Below are 17317 nucleotides of genomic sequence, written 5' to 3' on the forward strand. Positions count from 1 at the left end.
GAAAATTCTTACAAATTACTTATTGTTGGATTTTATTTCTATTTTTTGAAGCTCCTTTCCTTTAATCCATATCATAAAAAATGATTACTTTTCGCTACTTAAAAGCAAACGCAATTTGAATCCACTACTCGTATTAGGAATTATAGTTATTTATTTTGCCCTTTTAATGGGGATATCGTATTTCACCTCAAAAAGCAGAAGTGACGAATCGTACTTTACGGGAGATAGGCAATCGCCTTGGTTTCTAGTGGCCTTTGGCATGGTAGGAGCAGGGCTTTCAGGGGTTACTTTTGTATCACTACCTGGGATGGTCGGCAACAATTACTTTTATTTTTTTCAGTTTATATTAGGCAACGTTGTGGGTTATTTATTTATAACCTTTGTGCTTATTCCTCTTTATTTTAGACTTAGACTGGTATCTATTTACGGGTATCTTAAAGAGCGTTTTGGGGTAAAGTCGTATAAAACGGGTTCTTTGTTTTTTTTAGTTTCCCAATCTTTTGGTGCAGCCTTGCGACTGCTTTTGGCTACCAAAATTTTACAGTTTGCACTCTTTGATCAGTTAAACATTCCCTTTTTTTTAACGGTAATCATTATTTTGGTTTTGGTTTGGTTGTACACTAATAAATCGGGAATTAAAACCATTGTTTGGACAGATACCTTACAAACTACCTTTTTAATTCTAGGTGCTGTTATCTCTATCTATTCGATTACCACATCCTTGTCTATCTCCTTTTCAGAATCCGTCACGAAAGTTACAGAACATGCCTATTTTAATATTTTTAATTGGGATGAGGGTTCAGGAAATAATTTTTACAAACAGTTTATTGCAGGCATTTTAGTAGCTATTGCCATGATTGGCTTAGATCAGAATATGATGCAAAAAACACTTACCTGTAAAACACAATGGGATGCGCAAAAAAATACCTTAACCTATAGTCTAATTTTAGCCTTCACACAATTTTTGTTTTTAGGATTAGGAGTGTTACTCTATATATATGCCGAGCAAAACGGAATTGCTTTAGACCTTGACGCTACCGGAAAATTCGTCAATACGGACACCTTATTTCCTAATCTAGCCCTAAATTATTTAGGACCCGTTGCCGGAATTTTCTTTTTATTGGGTATTATAGCCGCATCATTTTCTAGTGTAGATTCTTCCTTAACGGCCTTAACCACATCGTTCACTTATGATTTTTTAGAGCTGTCTAAGAAATCGAGTCAAGAGCGTACCCAACTAAAAAATTGGGTTTTATTGGGTTTTTCAACGGTTATTTTCATTATTATTATGGCATTTTCAGGGAGTAAAGGCGATGTAATCTCGCTAATTTTTAAGGTTGCAGGGTATACCTATGGCCCACTATTAGGACTCTATATGTTTGGAATGTTCACAAAAATTAGGGTCATTGATCGGTATGTGCCGGTGATATGTGTCGCAGCCCCGGTATTAACCTTTATCTTAAGTGATTTTTTGCTGGCGAATTACGCCTTTGATCTAGGATTTGTGAATATTGCCGTTAATGCTACCATTACTATTTTCGGCTTGGTATTGGTTAAAACGCGGAGCAATACCCAGACCATTTAAAAATTTTAGTTATCGCATTTGAGTTCGTTTTTGGCAGATTTTAATAGGTAAAGCTTTCATAACGAAGCTTTTGTAATTAAGTTAAAATTTCCTTTAAATTTAATTGCAGATTATTTATTGAAAACAGTATATTTGCACCCTCAAAACACATTTGTTTTGGTGGCATAGCTCAGCTGGATAGAGCACCTGCCTTCTAAGCAGGCGGTCCTAGGTTCGAATCCTAGTGCCATCACTCCTAAAACCCCTTGTAAACACAAGGGGTTTTGTTGTTTTATAGAAATCGTGGAAATCATCCTAGTGTTAACCAATGCACAGCTTTATACCTTCAAATCAAAGTTGTATTTTTGTTATTTGAATTTTGCTATAGATGTCACAAGATATAAATGATGATAAGGTTATTACCGATGCTTCTCTGTGAGGACCTAAAAACCCGACCATTACGGCTAAAACTAAGCTTGAAGAATCCACATCAGAATCTATTTTAAAGAAGCAGGGTTTAAGAAAAAAATCATTTGTTGAGCGCTGGAAAACAAATAGGTTTTGGCTCATTAAAGGAACGTATTACCTTTTACATTATACTTGGGTAGTTGTCATGGCCATTGGTGCTTTTATCGCTTGGTTAATAGCCTTATTCTTTATATGATGCGGTCACTTCCCTTAAAACGAGCATATTTTTACGTACTCCTTTCGGTATTTGTGTTTCTTGGGGTTCAAGGTTTAAAATTCTTTGCTATCGATGGGCCGGATTGGGTGTTTTATCATCTCAACGATTTTTTACTCATTCCGATGGTGGCGTTATTGGGATTACATACGGTTTGGCTCCTCAATAAGGACAGGAGTATCCGATTAAATAGGTTTCCTATTTTTAGTTTAGTGCTGCTGTTTGCTCTTGTTTTTGAATATGAACTTCCCAAACAATCGTACCAATATACTTCTGATTTTTGGGATGTTATTGCTTATTTCCAAGGTGGTGTCGTTTTCTATATGTTGCAAAAAATGCCATAAATTTACTTTTCTTGTTTTTTTACTTAGGCTATGCTCCTACACAACAAGGCGTGTCTTGGCTGTTTTTAGCGGCAATAAAAGATTTAAATCCGTTAATGAAGTTGGTATACTTAAAGTATTTTGTTTTTGAACATAAGTATAACCATAAAATTTAGAAACATGAATAAGGAACAGTTAGAAGGAAAATGGAAGCAAATAAAAGGTGAATTTAAACAAAAATACGGGGAGTTAAGCGACGACGACATCACGTATACCGAAGGAAAATTCGATGAAATGGTAGGTCGTATTCAACAAAAAACAGGAAAGACCAAAGAAGCCATTAAAAACGAAATAGACTCGTGGTAAGCTCTTACCTAAGGTTACAAAAGCTCCTGTTAGGAGCTTTTTTTATAGCTAAAAACACCCGCTAAGACTCCAAAGTTATTTTAGTATCTTTCTAACCAATTTAAAATGATGCTAAGAAAAACTTGTTTTATATTCATTTTTGCGCTGCTTCTAATCCTTTTTGATGGCAATGCACAGGAACAGCTTATTAAAAGTGAATTAGAAACCGTTTCGGTAGAAGCTATCAAGTACTTTTTGTATTACCCAAAAGAGTACGAAAGCAGCACTAAAAAATATGGCTTATTGCTTTTTCTGCATGGAGCTGGCGACATTCCAACCAACGAAAGCCAAGAGATAAAACCGCCAAAAGCATTTATTGATGGCACACAATTTCCTTTTTTAGTGTTAGCACCACAATTGTTAGGGGTTAAAAAAATGTGGAATACTAAAGCAGTAATGCAATTGGTAGAGAGCATTGTTAAAAACAACAGAGTTGATCCCAATAAAATTTATCTATCTGGTTTAAGTAGAGGAGGGGCGGCAGCATGGAATTTAGCGATAGAATACCCTAATACTTTCGCGGCTTTAGCCGTTGTTTGCGCTATGGCACCAACACCATACGCCAGTTGGATTGATAATGACTTGCCCATTTGGGTTTTTCATGGAGAAGAAGATTTGGCTATCCCTTTTTCAGAATCCGAAGAAATGGTAACCAAACTTAAAGCTTTGGGCCATGCCGTTAAATTCACTAGGTATAAAGGTCTAGGACACGAAATTTGGGATGTCGTCTACGGCAATCCTGAGCTCTATACGTGGTTTGATAGGCAGGAAAAAAGATGAATTCACTATAGTTGCTTTAGTGTTATGAATAATTTTATTAGCTTAAAAAAAACTAAGGAATGAAAAAATATTTTGATAAATTCAGAGCTTATTTTATTTTTTTTGCAATTGCTTGTTGCGCTTCACTTAGTTTTTTTCTTTTAAGTGTAAGCCACAGTGATGTCGACGTGAACTCCCCAAAAATAGCTAATCTTGTAACTTTTGCCAAAGTCTATGGCTATGTAAAATATTTTCATCCCAGCTCAGAGGCAACCTCAATCGATTGGGATTATTTTGCCATTTATGGCGCAGAACAAATAGGCTTATGTACCACAAATAAAGAAGTGGTTACAACCTTAGAAAGGCTATTTGAGCCCATTGCACCAAGTATAGTATTTACAGACAAGAAAGCAATTTCTACATTAAATTTAAAAAAAATTACGCCTCATAATTTAGCGGACTATCAATTAGTGTTCTGGCAGCATATGGGAATTGAATTAGATACATTTTTAAATTCCAGAGATATTTATGCAAGTTCTAGGGTTCTAAAAAATATAGATCTTGAACAAAACGCTTCAGCAAATAATAATAATTCATTAACTAATAAAATATTCGATAATGAACTTGAATTTGGAGAATATATTCAAAAGGAAATAGCGGAGGATATACATTGCCAAATACCAATGGTTTTATATGAACATCACGAGAATGGTACGTTCCCCCAATCCAATACTAACGAACTAGTTACTTTAAATAAAAATATCCGCCAATCTAAGATGCAAGGTTTTGATGTAAATTTACGGCTTGGCAATACCATAAATACCTACAATGTGTTTCAGCATTTTTATCCCTATATGGATGTTGTTGATGTGGTGTGGGAAGAAGAGCTAAAAAAGGCTCTAGCAAGATCTTTTACTGATATTACCGAAAAAGATCACTTGATTACTTTGCAAAAATTCACAGCACCACTTAACGATGGTCACATTAACTTTGAGCATAAATCTAGAAGTATCACAAGTTTCGGGGAAGAGTACATTCTGCCAATTTCTTGGTCATGGATCGAAGGGCAACTGGTGGTAACAGGCGTTTTTAATGATGAATTAAACATTAAAATAGGTGATATTATAAAGGCCGTTAATCATAAAGAGCCAAAAGAATACTTTAAAGAGTTTTATTCGAGAATATCGGCAGGGAATATGGGTTGGTTAAATCATCGAACAGAACTTTTTAGTCTGTTGGGTAAAAAAAATTCAAAACTTCAAATAACAATTGATGCCACTGATTTTGATTTAATTCGACAAGAAAACCTTTACGATGGTGGCAGATTTAGCACTGGTTACCAACCAGATTACCAGATAATTAATGATAGTGTTGTTTATTTGAATTTTAAAACAATTACCGAAGAAACACTACGTGAAAGTTATTTAGCACCTAAGTTAAAAAAAGCTAAACATATAATTTGCGATGTAAGAGGTCGTGCCAATTATTTCCGACAATTGTTGCCCAGTCTATTGCCTGAAAACGATACGACAACATCATGGATGAATGTTCCAAAATTGGTCTATCCCGATCAAGAAAAATTAGTGGGTTACAGAGCATACAGCTGGTCTTTAAAAAAACAAGAATCTTACCTGAGTGGTAAAAATTTTATTTTTTTAATTGATGGAAGTGCTATTAGTTATGCAGAAAGTGGTATTGGTTATGTGCAAGGCTATAATTTGGGTATCGTTGTTGGCCAGCCAACTGGAGGAACAAATGGCAACATTAATGCCCTTAGTTTGCCGGGAGGTTTTAGAACACGATGGACGGGTATGAAGGTTTTGAAGTTAGATGGCTCTCAACAGCATGGGATTGGTTTTTTACCAGATGTTCATGTCTATAAAACTATAGAAGGTTTAAAAAATGGTACAGATGAAATATTAGAAAAAGCTATTTCGCTAACCCAAAAAAAATAAGATTATAGAAACGGTAGTACGTTTACTTTTCTTTAATCGCCAAGCCTACCATAGAATCTGCAGTGCCGTAATATAAAAACCATTTATCTTTAAAATACACAAGACCTTCAATAAAAGTAGTGCCTGCGGCGTATTGTCCTGATATTTCATGGGGCAGACTAGGGCAAATAAAAGGTTCTGCTAATCGCTCTAAAACTTTTGTAGGATCATTTTTATCAAACAGTACTTGACCACCACAGTAGGTGCCTTCTGGAACTTTATTTGTAGCGCCTTCGCCGCTTAGGTTTTTGCCATTGTAGAGCAATAAAATTCCATTTTCCGTAAATAAAGCTGGCGGCCCTGGTTCCGTTAAGTGACTATCAAAATCGTTTAGCGTGGGTTTAAAAGAGTGTAACAGTTCTCCTTGATCATCCAGTGTCGGTTCCCAATTTAATCCGTCTTCTGAGGTGGCTACATTCACAAAAAGTTCTCCCCAATACATCACATATTTTCCGTTTATTTTTTTTGCTTTTAAGCGGCCATCGACAAGTTCCGTTACCATGGAGCCCGATTTACTCCAAATGTCTAAGAACTTTCCACCATTAGCTTTTTGAAAAACAGGACCATTTTTAACCCATGTTTTTAAATCAGTAGAAGAGGCGCTAGAAAGGCGCGCTACGTCCTTGTTCCAACTCGTGTACAACATAATATAAGTGCCTTCTGGTGTTGCAACAACCCTAGGGTCTTCAATTCCACCTGGATAATCCCACTGCTTAAATTCATCATTCGTCGGAAATAAAACTGGTTCTGGGTATTTTGTAAAATGTACACCCTCTAGGCTATAGGCTAATCCTATTCGTGACGTACGTTCGCCGAGGATAGCTTTTGGGTTGTCTTCAGCTCTGAACAGCATAAATATCGTATCGTTTTTAACAATGGCAGCGGGATTAAAAACATCTGCTTTTTGCCATTGCACTAGGGTATCTAAAATTGGATCTTTAAAAACAAAACTCGTGTCTGATGTCATGATCGGGTTGATGGCCGTTTTTTCAAAGCCCAATAGCCATTTTTCCTTTGGAGTGGAATCACATCCTATAAGTGTACACAGTAAGCCTAAAATATAAATCGTATTTTTAGTCGTCATCAAGAGCTTTATTTTGGTCTTAAAAAATCATATTTTTAAAACTTTCGTGTAATTTACGTCAAAATATTTAGAACAGCTTAAAATTAGTCCCAATGAAAATCAGCATCCAATTTTTATTCCTCTGCCTCTTCCTCCTTGCAGTTAGCTGCAAAAATGAGTACAATAAAGTAGGAGAAACTCCAACGACTCCAAAGCTTAAGGTTCTTGATACCCTGCCTAAAACAGAAGCAGAAAAGCCTGAAAGCCTTAAATCTTTTATAGGATTAGCTGATACGACTTTTATACGTTTAGCAGATTTTAGTGACGATTTTGTATATGATTTACGCTATGCTACGACCAATAATTTTTTAAAAGCTAAGGTATATGACTGTGCGGAGTGTTATATGCGTGTAAAAACAGCAAAAGCCTTATTAAAAGCCAACAAAGCATTTATGGAAAAAGGGTATAAAATCAAGTTTTTCGATTGTTACCGACCTAATGAGGTTCAGTATAAAATGTGGGCCATAGTACCAAATCCACAATATGTAGCTAATCCAGTGAAAGGTTCTATCCACAATAAAGGTGCTGCTGTTGATATTAGCTTAGTTACTTTAGCGGGTAAAGAGCTAGCTATGGGCACCGATTTTGATTTCTTCGGTAAAAAAGCCTACCACGATACGACCGATTTGCCTCAGGAAATACTGAACAATAGAATCTTATTGAAAGAAACTATGGAGGCTTTTGGCTTTTGGTCAATCAGAACAGAATGGTGGCACTATAACCTGTCGTCTGGTAGTAACGACAAGGTGGCTAACTTTAAATGGGACTGTAACGATTAAATCCCTTATATTTTGGTACATACTAAAACAGTCAATTTATTTTCACAATTGGTTGTAAAAAATAAATAATGGGTACCGCCATCCTTGATATGGTACTTTTTTCGGATGCTTGCAACCGTATCAGGAAAATTACGAGTGGTTATATTCGCTTTTGAAATTGCTAATTTTTGAATCGCTTTTTTCTGATAAGGTACCGTTGCTACAATTTTAAATCTTCGACCTGGAAAATCAATACAGGTGTCTGAAGTATATAGATGGCTATGCTCATGTAATTTTTTTAATTTAAAATAAGTACCTACGGATTTAAAGGCGCCAGATTTTAAAATAGCACTATTAGGTTCATACAAATAGCGCAATGGATTTGAATATTCCGAGATGCTTTCTTTTTCTTCAAGGAAGTCAAATTTAAAAGTTTCTTTCTCGTTCTTTGAGAAGTTAATAGTTTTTATGCTGATGTTTTTTTCGTATTCATTTTCTAAAATCCATAACAATTCTTTGACCTCATTTTGAACGGCAACCACATGAATTTCTTTTACAAATTTCAACTCTTTTATTCCGATTGAAAAATCCAAAAGCGGAGAAGTCTTGATAAGAATATTTGAAGCTTTTGAAAAAAGCAGGTCTACATGATCAGGAACATTAGGCAAGCAATCTGCCAAAAAAAACACCTTCTCCTTACTGTCATTTCGCCGCGAAGGATCGATATAAATCCAATCAAAATGAAGGTCGTTTTTTGTTAAAAATTGGAGTCCATCTTCAGCAACATATTGTACATTTTTAACTCCTAAAAGAGGCAGGTTATAGGCGGCTATTTCAGACAAGTTTTCGTCTATTTCGCAATGGGTAATATGAGCTATTTGTCGACTAAAAAAATAGCTGTCAATTCCGAATCCTCCAGTGAGATCAATCAGCGAATTTCCATGCACTAATTGGGCTTTATAATCCGCGGTAATCTCAGAGGAAGTTTGCTCAATATTTAGTTTGTTGGCATAGTAAATTTGAGGTGTTGAAAACCACGTGGGGAGCTTGTCCTTGCATTTTTTTTTGGCTTCACATTGTGCAACCAGTTCTTTTTGAGAAACGCCCTCAAAAAGAGGCTTTTTAAGTAAAACTGACATCATGTCAGTGTTCCAATTATTATTTATAAAATGTTGAACACCAGTATCTAATATATTTTTATTCAAAGTAATACTATAAATTTTTAGTAAGTGATTTAACCAACTTATTATCCGACAAAAATTCTTTTAAAATTACTTTTATAGCCGTATATCCAGGTACGGCAACGATCATTCCAACGATGCCAAATAGCAATCCGGCAATGATGATAATCAGAAATATTTCTAAGGGATGTGACTTTACACTATTGGAAAAAATAAGGGGTTGAGAAAAGAAATTATCGACCAATTGCCCAACGATTAAACCTATTAAAACATAACCAGATTTTGCCAAAATTACCGTGCTAAAATCTGCACCTAAATTAGTGGTCATGGTGAGTATAATCATAAGCACTCCACCGATGATAGGACCTATGTATGGAATGATGTTAAACAGGGCGCATAGAAAGGCAATGACAATAGCATTTTCAATGCCTACAATAAACAAAGTAATGGAGTAAATGATGAACAAAATAAAGAGCTGTAAAAGTAGCCCTACAAAGTATCTAGAGAGTAAATTATTTATTTTATGTATCGAGTTTGTCATTTTATTTTCTTTGCCATCTGGAACAAAAAGTAACAAACCATTTTGAAAAAGAGTGCTGTCTTTAAGAAAGAAAAAAGAAATAAATAACACAGAAAATAAACCGATACTTACCGAACTCAAAACACTTAAAAAGGAGTTTAAAAAGTTAGGGATAAAACCCACATCAAAGCCATTTAAAATATTTTTTTCCAAGTGCGATTCTTTCAAAAGTTCATTTACCGCATCCGGCGTGGCACTAAAATATTGTGTAACTTCAAGATATAAAGAGTTTAAATTTTCCTGTAATTGATTAATGTCTAACAAGGATAAATTTTTGCCTTGTTCCGTAAGTAAGGGAACAAAAAGGGCTATAAGTCCAGATAGGAGTCCAACCATCAATAACATCGTAATAATGACTGCAATGGTATTCGGTATTTTTAAGCGTCGCTTTAGGAAAATAACAATGGGTCTCCCGATTAAAGCGATAACGGCAGCCATACATACATAGGCCAAAACCGACTGAATTTGATATAAAAAATAGAGGATTAAAAGAATGCCTGTTATGATGCCTACAGCTCGTAAAATTCCCTTTGAAATTTCTTTTGACTCCATTTAGTTAATTTTTGAAAACATAATGAATAATATTTGCGCCCATTTGCAATGCTTTTAATCTCATTTCTGGTGCATCATTATGCACTTCAGGGTCTTCCCAACCGTCGCCTAAATCACTTTCATAGGTAAAAAGTAATAGGAGTCTGTTTTCATGGTATATGCCAAATGCCTGGGGCCTTTTGCCATCGTGTTCATGTATTTTAGGCAATCCTTCTTTAAACCTAAAGATCTGATTAAAAATAGGATCATCGGCGCCCAATTCTATCAATTCTTTGTCCGGAAAAACCTTGACGAGCTCCTTTGTTAAATAAGGTTCCATGCCATAATTATCGTCAATATGTAAAAAGCCACCAGCCAATAAATAGGTTCTTAAATTTTCAGCATCCTCATTAGAAAAATAAACATTCCCATGGCCTGTCATGTGTAAAAAAGGGTATTGAAAAATTTCTTCACTTTGTATGGCCACGCTACTCACTTTTGGACTTAGTTGCGTGCCGATTTCAGCATTACAAAATTTGATAAGATTTGGCAGGGCTGTTGGGTTGGCATACCAATCCCCACCGCCGCCATATTTTAGGATGGCAATATCTTGCGCTTGAAGAAAATTAAAGCACAAGATCAAAAAACAAAATAGGCTTCCTTTTTTTCTCATAAATTATAGTTTGACTTATTGAGAATACTAAAATAGTGTTTTAGAGCACATACTTCAGGTATATTTTTTAATGAGTCTTAAACATTTAAGATAGAAAAGCAAGCTGTCGTATACATACCTGCCGTTTCAGTTCTTAGTCTGGTTGATCCTAGTGCGACTGGAATAAACTTATGTTCTAGGGCTTTTGCTATTTCTTTGGCAGAAAAATCACCTTCTGGGCCTATAAGGACCAAAGTATCTTCATTGGGTTTTAAACGCGCTTTAAGTTCTTTCTTTTCAGTCTCCTCACAATGGGCAATAAAACGTTGTTCAGGGTGCTTTCGTGATACAAATTCATTAAACGAAATAGCCTCGTTTAATTGGGGCATATGATAATGAAGCGACTGTTTCATGGCAGCCTGTAGCACTTTTTGCATCCGATCTAATTTTAGCACTTTTCGCTCGGAGTGCTTGCAAAATAGAGGTGTAATTTCTGATATCCCTATTTCCGTAGCTTTTTCTAAAAACCACTCGAACCGATCATTCATTTTAGTGGGTGCAATCGCTATATGCAGTGAAGGTTTTTTGGGGGCTTGAAATGTACTTTTTATGATTTCCGCATTGCATTTTCTAAGATTGGGATCAGTAATTTTTACCTCAAATAAAAACCCTTTTCCATTGGTTAGGTGTAAAATATCACCTTCTTTCTTGCGAAGTACTTTAACAATATGTTTGCTCTCTTCGGTGGGGAAGCTGAAGTTTTTGGAGCTTTCGTCTATAGCTGGATGGTAAAAGAGTTGCATTTTGTTTGATTTTGGTTTCTGGGTAATGGGTGTTAGGTTAATGGATCTTGTACATTTAGATTTTAAAAATCATCTTTAAATTAACAATTTTTGGCTTCGACTCCGCTCAGCCAACATGAATAAACTATTTACCAAAGTTTCATATTGATCAATGGTTACATTATAAATCATCTTCAAATTAACAATCTTTGAGTTCGACTCCGCTGAGCCAACATGAATAAACTATTTGCTAAAGTTTCATATTAATCAATGGTTACATTATAAATCATCTTCAAATTAAATACCGTGCTTTAGCAGTCACCGACTGTTCAGAAAATAGCTCTTCTTTGTATTTTAAATATCCCACAATTCCAATCATGGCAGCATTATCGGTACAATATTCAAACTTTGGAATATAGGTCGTCCAGCCTAAGTTTTTTTCGGCGTCTTCCAGAGCTTTTCTAATTCCAGAATTAGCAGCTACACCACCACCAATGGCTATGCGCTTAATGCCTGTTTGCTTTACCGCTTTTTTTAGTTTAGACATTAAAATATTCACAATAGTGAATTGAATCGAAGCGCAAATATCATCTCTATTTTCTGCTATAAAATTAGGATTTTCTTTTACCTGTTTTTGAATAAAGTATAAAATACTCGTTTTTAAGCCGCTAAAACTAAAATCTAAATCGCCCACTTTTGACTTCGGAAAAGGGAAGGCTTCTGGATTTCCGAATTGTGCATATTTGTCGATCAAGGGTCCACCAGGATAAGGAAAACCTAAAATCTTTGCACTTTTGTCGAAGGCTTCTCCTACGGCATCATCTAAGGTTTTGCCTAAGACCTGCATTTTAAAATAATCTTCGACCAAAACAATCTGGGTATGGCCACCACTTATGGTCATCGCCAAAAAAGGGAAGCTCGGTATTTTACTATTTTCTTCTTCAATAAAATGCGCTAAAATATGCGCTTGCATATGGTTTACCTCGATTAATGGGATGTTTAAACCCAGCGATAAAGACTTTGCAAACGATGTACCCACTAATAATGAACCCATAAGACCAGGTCCGCGCGTAAAAGCTATGGCAGATAACTGTTTTTTATCGATATTTGCCTGAGCTAAGGCTTGATGAACGACGGGAACAATATTTTGTTGGTGGGCTCTTGACGCAAGTTCAGGGACAACACCGCCATATTCCTCGTGAATTTTTTGTGTAGCCACCACGTTACTTAATCTTTTTTTGTCGCATAATACTGCAGCAGAGGTGTCATCACACGAAGATTCTATAGCGAGAATATAAATTGGTTTAGCGTCCATTCGTAAATTTGGAATAAAAATTGAAGTACAAAGATAAAACATAAAAATCCTATCAAAAAACTGCGTAAAATATTGTTAAGAATACTGCTGATACTCGTTATCATCTGTGTTTTATTGACCTTTATTTTTTCGATTCCAGCCGTTCAAACTAGTTTGGCGTCTTATGCGACTAGTGCTATCAATGAAAAATATAAAACCAATATATTTTTAGATAAGTTGCAGTTATCTTTTATCACCTGGGATACTAATTTGCGAGGAATTTATATTGAGGATTATCGGCAAGACACCCTTTTTTATGTAAAAACGTTAAATACATCTATCCTAAACATCAGAAACCTCATCAATGGAGATTTAGCCTTTGGAGCTATTAAAGTTGATGAACTTAATTTTAAACTAAAAACCTATAAGGGAGAGACAAACACCAATCTTAATGTTTTTGTAGATAAACTAGATGATAAAACACCTAAAGATCCTAATAGTCCCTCTTTTCATTTAAAATCATCAAAGGTGACGATTGTCAATAGTGAGTTTAAATTAATTGACGAAAATTTAGAAACGAGTGAAGCACTTAATTTTAAAAATTTACAGATTCAAGCCAATGATTTTGAAATTTTAGGACCAGTTGTATCCACTGAAATTAAAAGTTTAGCCTTTAAGAGCAAAAGAGGAATCTCGGTCGAAAATTTAGCTACTACTTTTACGTACACTAAAGAACAAATGCGGTTTGATTCTTTAACGATAAAAACACCAAAATCAAATCTTCAAGGAGCTGTTACGATGGATTATGGTCCGGGCGATTTTTTAGATTTTATAAACAAAGTGAAGTTTACAGCAGATTTCGTAGACTCTAAAGTGTCCTTTGATGAAATAAATTTATTGTATGACCAATTTGGAGAAGGCAGAGAAGCTTACTTTTCATCAAACATAACTGGTGTTTTAAATGATTTATCCACTAATAATTTATTTTTAGTTTCGGACAATACAGGTATTCGGGGTGATTTTAATTTTAAAAATCTGTTTACCCGAAGTGCTCCATTTGTCATGGAAGCCGATATTAAAAATATATCGACAAGTTATTTTGAATTACGCGGTTTAATGCCAAACTTGTTGGGAAAAACCTTACCCTCGATCTTTGAGAAGTTTGGAGAATTTACGATAAGAGGTCAAGCTACCGTTACAGAAAATACCATTAATTCAAAAGTAAATATTAATACCGCGATAGGGAGCAGTTATTCAGATTTGGAATTAAGCAATATTCAAAATATTGATAATGCGCGCTATAAAGGATTTTTCTCCTTGATAGATTTTGACTTAGGGTATTTTGTGGATAGTAAAGATTTGGGAAAGGCTACCTTAGATTTTAATGTAGAAGGTCAAGGCTTTATTAAGGAAACCCTAAACACCGAAATTATTGGTGATGTTTATTCGATTGCCTTTAATGATTATAACTATAACAATCTAAAGGTTTCAGGAATTTTAAAAGATCAGCTTTTTGATGGACTATTAGTGTCTAAGGATGAAAACCTAAATTTTAGTTTTAAAGGTCTTGCCGACTTTGCTGATGAAAAGAACAATTTTAATTTTATAGCTACTGTTGCGTACGCAGATTTACGCAAACTAAATTTTATAAAAGATAGCGTTTCTATATTTAAAGGAAATGTCAGTATGGATATTACGGGAAATACCCTTGATAATATCATAGGAGAAATTAAGTTTTCTCAGACCAGTTATCAAAATAAAAACGACACGTATTTTTTCGATGATTTTAAAATAGCGTCAAGATTCGAAGATGATAATGATCGTTTCATTGAAATTAATTCTCCAGACATCATTACTGGTTTTATGAAGGGTAATTTTGTCGTGGCAGAATTAGGCAAATTAGCAGCAAATTCTGTCGGAAGTATCTATACCAATTTTAAACCCTATAAAATAAGCTCAGGGCAGCGCTTGGCTTTTAACTTTAAGATCTATAATAAAATAGTAGAAGTGTTTTTGCCCGAAGTAAAATTTGGGGCAAATACCTTTATTAAAGGCGATATTATCGCAGATGAAGGCGATTTTAAACTTAATTTCAAGTCCCCAAACATAGAAGCTTACGGTAATGTTTTAGATAGTTTAGACCTGCAGATTGATAATAAGAATCCACTTTTCAATACCTTTTTATCTGTAGCAGATTTAGCCACTAATTATTATGACGTAAAAGATTTTAACTTGATTAATACCACCTTAAAAGATACCTTGTTTTTTAGAACAGAATTTAAGGGTGGTAAAAATTTTAAGGATGCCTTTAACCTAAATTTCTACCATACCTTCGATAAAAACAAAAAATCGGTCATAGGTTTAAAAACTTCTGACGTTAGCTTTAAGGGTAATACCTGGTTAATTAACAAAAATGGTGACTCTAAAAATAAGGTCATCATTAATAGCAAATTAGATAGCATTTCTATTGAAGAAATAGTCATGAACAATGAATTAAATGAGCAAATTAGACTTCGAGGGCAAATCGCAGATTCTACGTACAAAGACTTAGAGCTTGAATTTAAAATTGTTTCCTTAGATAAAATAACACCGGCTATAGATAGTTTAAAACTAGACGGACAAGTAGATGGTACGCTATACATACGGCAGAAAGATAAAATATACAGGCCTACCTCTAATTTGGATATCACCGACTTTGCGATCAACAAAATAAAGCTTGGAAATTTAATGATTGATGCCATTGGCAATCAAGATTTAACCAAAATTGCCTTGACAACGCGATTAAATGACAAGGGAGTTGATAAATTAGACCTTAGCGGTAATTTAGATATCAGTGGGGCTACAACAATGGCAGATGTACTCGCCACCTTCAACAATTTTAGTCTAGAGCCTTTTAGTCCATTAGGAGAAGGGGTCTTATCAAATATTAGGGGATTTATTTCTGGTAATGCAAGAATACAAGGCAGAATAGACAATCCAGAAATAACAGGCTTATTAAATCTTAATAGAGCTGGTTTGGGTATCCCTTATTTAAATGTAGATTATGATTTCGGATTTAATTCACAGGTGGTATTATCAAAGCAGACTTTCGATTTTCGAAACATACAACTCACTGACGTGACTCATAAAACGAACGCCACTCTAAACGGTGTTATTAATCATAGTTTTTTTAGAGATTGGGATTTAGACTTAAACGTCAATACAAATAATAACCGTTTTTTAATTTTAAATACGCCATTTCAGGAAGAGGTGCTCTACTATGGTACAGGTTATTTAAATGGTTCAGGCAGAATTTACGGACCTACAAAAGCCTTGAATATTGATGTGGTTGGAGAAACCGCTAAAGGAACTTCCTTAAAAATACCCTTAAGTGATGTGGCGAGTATCGGGGATTACTCGTTTATAAATTTTATCAATAAAAACGAAATTAAAGGCGAAGACGAGCAACGCGAATTAGAAAAATATGAAGGCTTAGAATTAGCCTTTGATTTAGACATTACTCCTGAAGCAGAAGTTGAAATTATTGTCGATCAAAAAACGGGTAGTAGTTTAAAAGGAACAGGAAGGGGTTTGGTGCTTATTGAATTAAATACCAATGATAAGTTTATCATGTACGGTGCCTTTGTGGTGGTCACTGGACAGTACCGCTATAGGCTAGGGGGTTTAATCGATAAAACATTTACAGTGGTACCAGGAGGTACAATCAATTGGGAAGGAGATGCTTTAGACGCGCAATTAAATATGCAAGCGGTTTATTCTTTAGATGCCAATCCAGCACCCTTGTTAGATAATCCGGGGTATTCCAGAAGAATACCTACCAATGTCATTATACGCTTAAAAGAATCCTTAGAACAGCCGAATATTGAGTTCGATATTGATTTCCCTGGTGCCAGTTCATTGGTGAAATCGGAGCTAGAGTACCGATTGCAAGACCCCACGGTCAGTGATAATAATGCCTTTTCGCTTTTGGCACAAGGCACATTTTTAAGTACTACCAATGGCGGGGCTATCGGCCAACAAGCCTTAACAGGGAATCTTTTACAGTCTGCCTCAGGGGTGCTTAATTCATTTATAGACAACAATGATAATAACTTTAACCTTGGGGTATCTTTAGAGCAAGGTAATAATTTACTCACCGATAGTCAGGCCGAGAACAGAGCTGTTGTTAATTTTGACACGAGTTTAAGCGACAAATGGTTATTGAGTGGTAGCTTAGGGATTCCTGTTGGTGGCGGTAGTAGAATTAACCCTACAGCCCTGGGCGGAGATTTTGAGTTGCAATATCTTTTTAATGAAGATGGTACCTTTAGAGCAAAAATTTTCAATAGAGAAAACGAGATCCAACAATTTTTAGGAGACGTTCAAGGCTATACGCAAGGTGTCGGGTTATCGTATCAGATCGATTTTAATTCATTTCGTCAATTAAGGCAGCGTTTATTTGCAAGGAAACCTAAAGGTCCACAGGGTGTGGTTAAAGACTCCCTTCAAACAGAACGTGCAAAAGATAGCTTAATGCGTTTTATCCCTAAAAAATCTATACGCTAGGTTTTTAATTTTTAGGCACTGCGTTTTGGATTTCTATAATTTTCAAGGTATATTTTAGTTTTTGTTGACTAGATTCATGTTCCTGCCTGCAACAAACGTCTAATTTTTATTATCCTACAGGGTAATATTTTGTTTTAAAAAAAA

Annotated in this window: 13 protein-coding genes and 1 tRNA gene; 8 read left to right on the forward strand and 6 right to left on the reverse strand. The window is 35.2% G+C overall.

Annotation, left to right across the window (positions count from 1 at the left end; translation table 11 throughout):
- Positions 1 to 115 precede the first annotated feature (115 nt).
- The 6 genes from GQ45_RS00850 (at position 116) to GQ45_RS00875 (ending at position 5688) form a co-directional block, all read left to right on the forward strand.
- Positions 116 to 1585 carry a sodium:solute symporter gene (locus GQ45_RS00850; protein WP_047414325.1) on the forward strand — a complete coding sequence of 490 codons (1470 nt, stop codon included), beginning with the start codon at positions 116 to 118 and terminating at the stop codon, positions 1583 to 1585.
- A 158-nt stretch (positions 1586 to 1743) separates the two neighbouring features.
- Positions 1744 to 1817, forward strand: a tRNA-Arg gene (locus GQ45_RS00855).
- Between the two features lie 407 nt (positions 1818 to 2224).
- Positions 2225 to 2590 (forward strand): hypothetical protein, encoded by a 366-nt coding sequence (locus GQ45_RS00860; RefSeq protein ID WP_047414326.1) that lies wholly within the window; start codon positions 2225 to 2227, stop codon positions 2588 to 2590.
- Between the two features lie 159 nt (positions 2591 to 2749).
- Positions 2750 to 2935 (forward strand): CsbD family protein, encoded by a 186-nt coding sequence (locus tag GQ45_RS00865; protein WP_047414327.1) that lies wholly within the window; start codon positions 2750 to 2752, stop codon positions 2933 to 2935.
- A gap of 105 nt (positions 2936 to 3040) precedes the next feature.
- Positions 3041 to 3754, forward strand: coding sequence for a PHB depolymerase family esterase (locus GQ45_RS00870; RefSeq protein WP_231555133.1), 714 nt, complete (start codon positions 3041 to 3043; stop codon positions 3752 to 3754).
- A 59-nt stretch (positions 3755 to 3813) separates the two neighbouring features.
- On the forward strand, positions 3814 to 5688 hold the full coding sequence (locus GQ45_RS00875; protein WP_047414328.1) for a S41 family peptidase: 1875 nt from the start codon (positions 3814 to 3816) through the stop codon (positions 5686 to 5688).
- A 22-nt stretch (positions 5689 to 5710) separates the two neighbouring features.
- On the opposite strand, the gene GQ45_RS00880 is transcribed toward GQ45_RS00875, so the two are convergent.
- Complete coding sequence (locus GQ45_RS00880; RefSeq protein ID WP_052188089.1) at positions 5711 to 6811, reverse strand: glycoside hydrolase family 130 protein; 1101 nt, start codon at positions 6809 to 6811, stop codon at positions 5711 to 5713.
- 92 nt (positions 6812 to 6903) lie between these two features.
- Here GQ45_RS00880 and GQ45_RS00885 point away from each other — a divergent pair, with 92 nt between their 5' ends.
- Entirely contained in the window at positions 6904 to 7629 is a 726-nt protein-coding gene (locus GQ45_RS00885; RefSeq protein WP_047414329.1) for a M15 family metallopeptidase, read from the forward strand.
- A 5-nt stretch (positions 7630 to 7634) separates the two neighbouring features.
- On the opposite strand, the gene GQ45_RS00890 is transcribed toward GQ45_RS00885, so the two are convergent.
- The 5 genes from GQ45_RS00890 to tsaD form a co-directional block, all read right to left on the reverse strand.
- Complete coding sequence (locus GQ45_RS00890; RefSeq protein WP_047414330.1) at positions 7635 to 8813, reverse strand: class I SAM-dependent methyltransferase; 1179 nt, start codon at positions 8811 to 8813, stop codon at positions 7635 to 7637.
- A gap of 7 nt (positions 8814 to 8820) precedes the next feature.
- The gene (locus tag GQ45_RS00895) at positions 8821 to 9921 is read right to left on the reverse strand and encodes an AI-2E family transporter (RefSeq protein ID WP_047414331.1); all 1101 of its coding nucleotides are present in this window, start codon (positions 9919 to 9921) and stop codon (positions 8821 to 8823) included.
- A 4-nt stretch (positions 9922 to 9925) separates the two neighbouring features.
- The gene (locus GQ45_RS00900) at positions 9926 to 10573 is read right to left on the reverse strand and encodes a DUF4159 domain-containing protein (protein WP_047414332.1); all 648 of its coding nucleotides are present in this window, start codon (positions 10571 to 10573) and stop codon (positions 9926 to 9928) included.
- 77 nt (positions 10574 to 10650) lie between these two features.
- Complete coding sequence (locus tag GQ45_RS00905; protein WP_047414333.1) at positions 10651 to 11355, reverse strand: 16S rRNA (uracil(1498)-N(3))-methyltransferase; 705 nt, start codon at positions 11353 to 11355, stop codon at positions 10651 to 10653.
- A gap of 271 nt (positions 11356 to 11626) precedes the next feature.
- Positions 11627 to 12649 (reverse strand): tRNA (adenosine(37)-N6)-threonylcarbamoyltransferase complex transferase subunit TsaD, encoded by a 1023-nt coding sequence (gene tsaD / locus GQ45_RS00910; RefSeq protein WP_047414334.1) that lies wholly within the window; start codon positions 12647 to 12649, stop codon positions 11627 to 11629.
- A 72-nt stretch (positions 12650 to 12721) separates the two neighbouring features.
- Here tsaD and GQ45_RS00915 point away from each other — a divergent pair, with 72 nt between their 5' ends.
- Positions 12722 to 17173 (forward strand): translocation/assembly module TamB domain-containing protein, encoded by a 4452-nt coding sequence (locus tag GQ45_RS00915; RefSeq protein WP_231555134.1) that lies wholly within the window; start codon positions 12722 to 12724, stop codon positions 17171 to 17173.
- The last annotated feature ends 144 nt before the right edge of the window (positions 17174 to 17317 follow it).

The sequence above is a fragment of the Cellulophaga sp. Hel_I_12 genome (assembly GCF_000799565.1).
Classification (GTDB): domain Bacteria; phylum Bacteroidota; class Bacteroidia; order Flavobacteriales; family Flavobacteriaceae; genus Cellulophaga.

What these genes read in the sequence shown, in the direction of transcription:
- GQ45_RS00860 (WP_047414326.1), top strand. Translation starts at nt 2,225, where the DNA reads ATGATGCGGTCACTTCCCTTAAAACGAGCATATTTTTACGTACTCCTT.
- GQ45_RS00865 (WP_047414327.1), top strand. Translation starts at nt 2,750, where the DNA reads ATGAATAAGGAACAGTTAGAAGGAAAATGGAAGCAAATAAAAGGTGAA.
- GQ45_RS00870 (WP_231555133.1), top strand. Translation starts at nt 3,041, where the DNA reads ATGATGCTAAGAAAAACTTGTTTTATATTCATTTTTGCGCTGCTTCTA.
- GQ45_RS00875 (WP_047414328.1), top strand. Translation starts at nt 3,814, where the DNA reads ATGAAAAAATATTTTGATAAATTCAGAGCTTATTTTATTTTTTTTGCA.
- GQ45_RS00880 (WP_052188089.1), bottom strand. Translation starts at nt 6,811, where the DNA reads ATGACGACTAAAAATACGATTTATATTTTAGGCTTACTGTGTACACTT.
- GQ45_RS00885 (WP_047414329.1), top strand. Translation starts at nt 6,904, where the DNA reads ATGAAAATCAGCATCCAATTTTTATTCCTCTGCCTCTTCCTCCTTGCA.
- GQ45_RS00895 (WP_047414331.1), bottom strand. Translation starts at nt 9,921, where the DNA reads ATGGAGTCAAAAGAAATTTCAAAGGGAATTTTACGAGCTGTAGGCATC.
- GQ45_RS00900 (WP_047414332.1), bottom strand. Translation starts at nt 10,573, where the DNA reads ATGAGAAAAAAAGGAAGCCTATTTTGTTTTTTGATCTTGTGCTTTAAT.
- GQ45_RS00905 (WP_047414333.1), bottom strand. Translation starts at nt 11,355, where the DNA reads ATGCAACTCTTTTACCATCCAGCTATAGACGAAAGCTCCAAAAACTTC.
- tsaD (WP_047414334.1), bottom strand. Translation starts at nt 12,649, where the DNA reads ATGGACGCTAAACCAATTTATATTCTCGCTATAGAATCTTCGTGTGAT.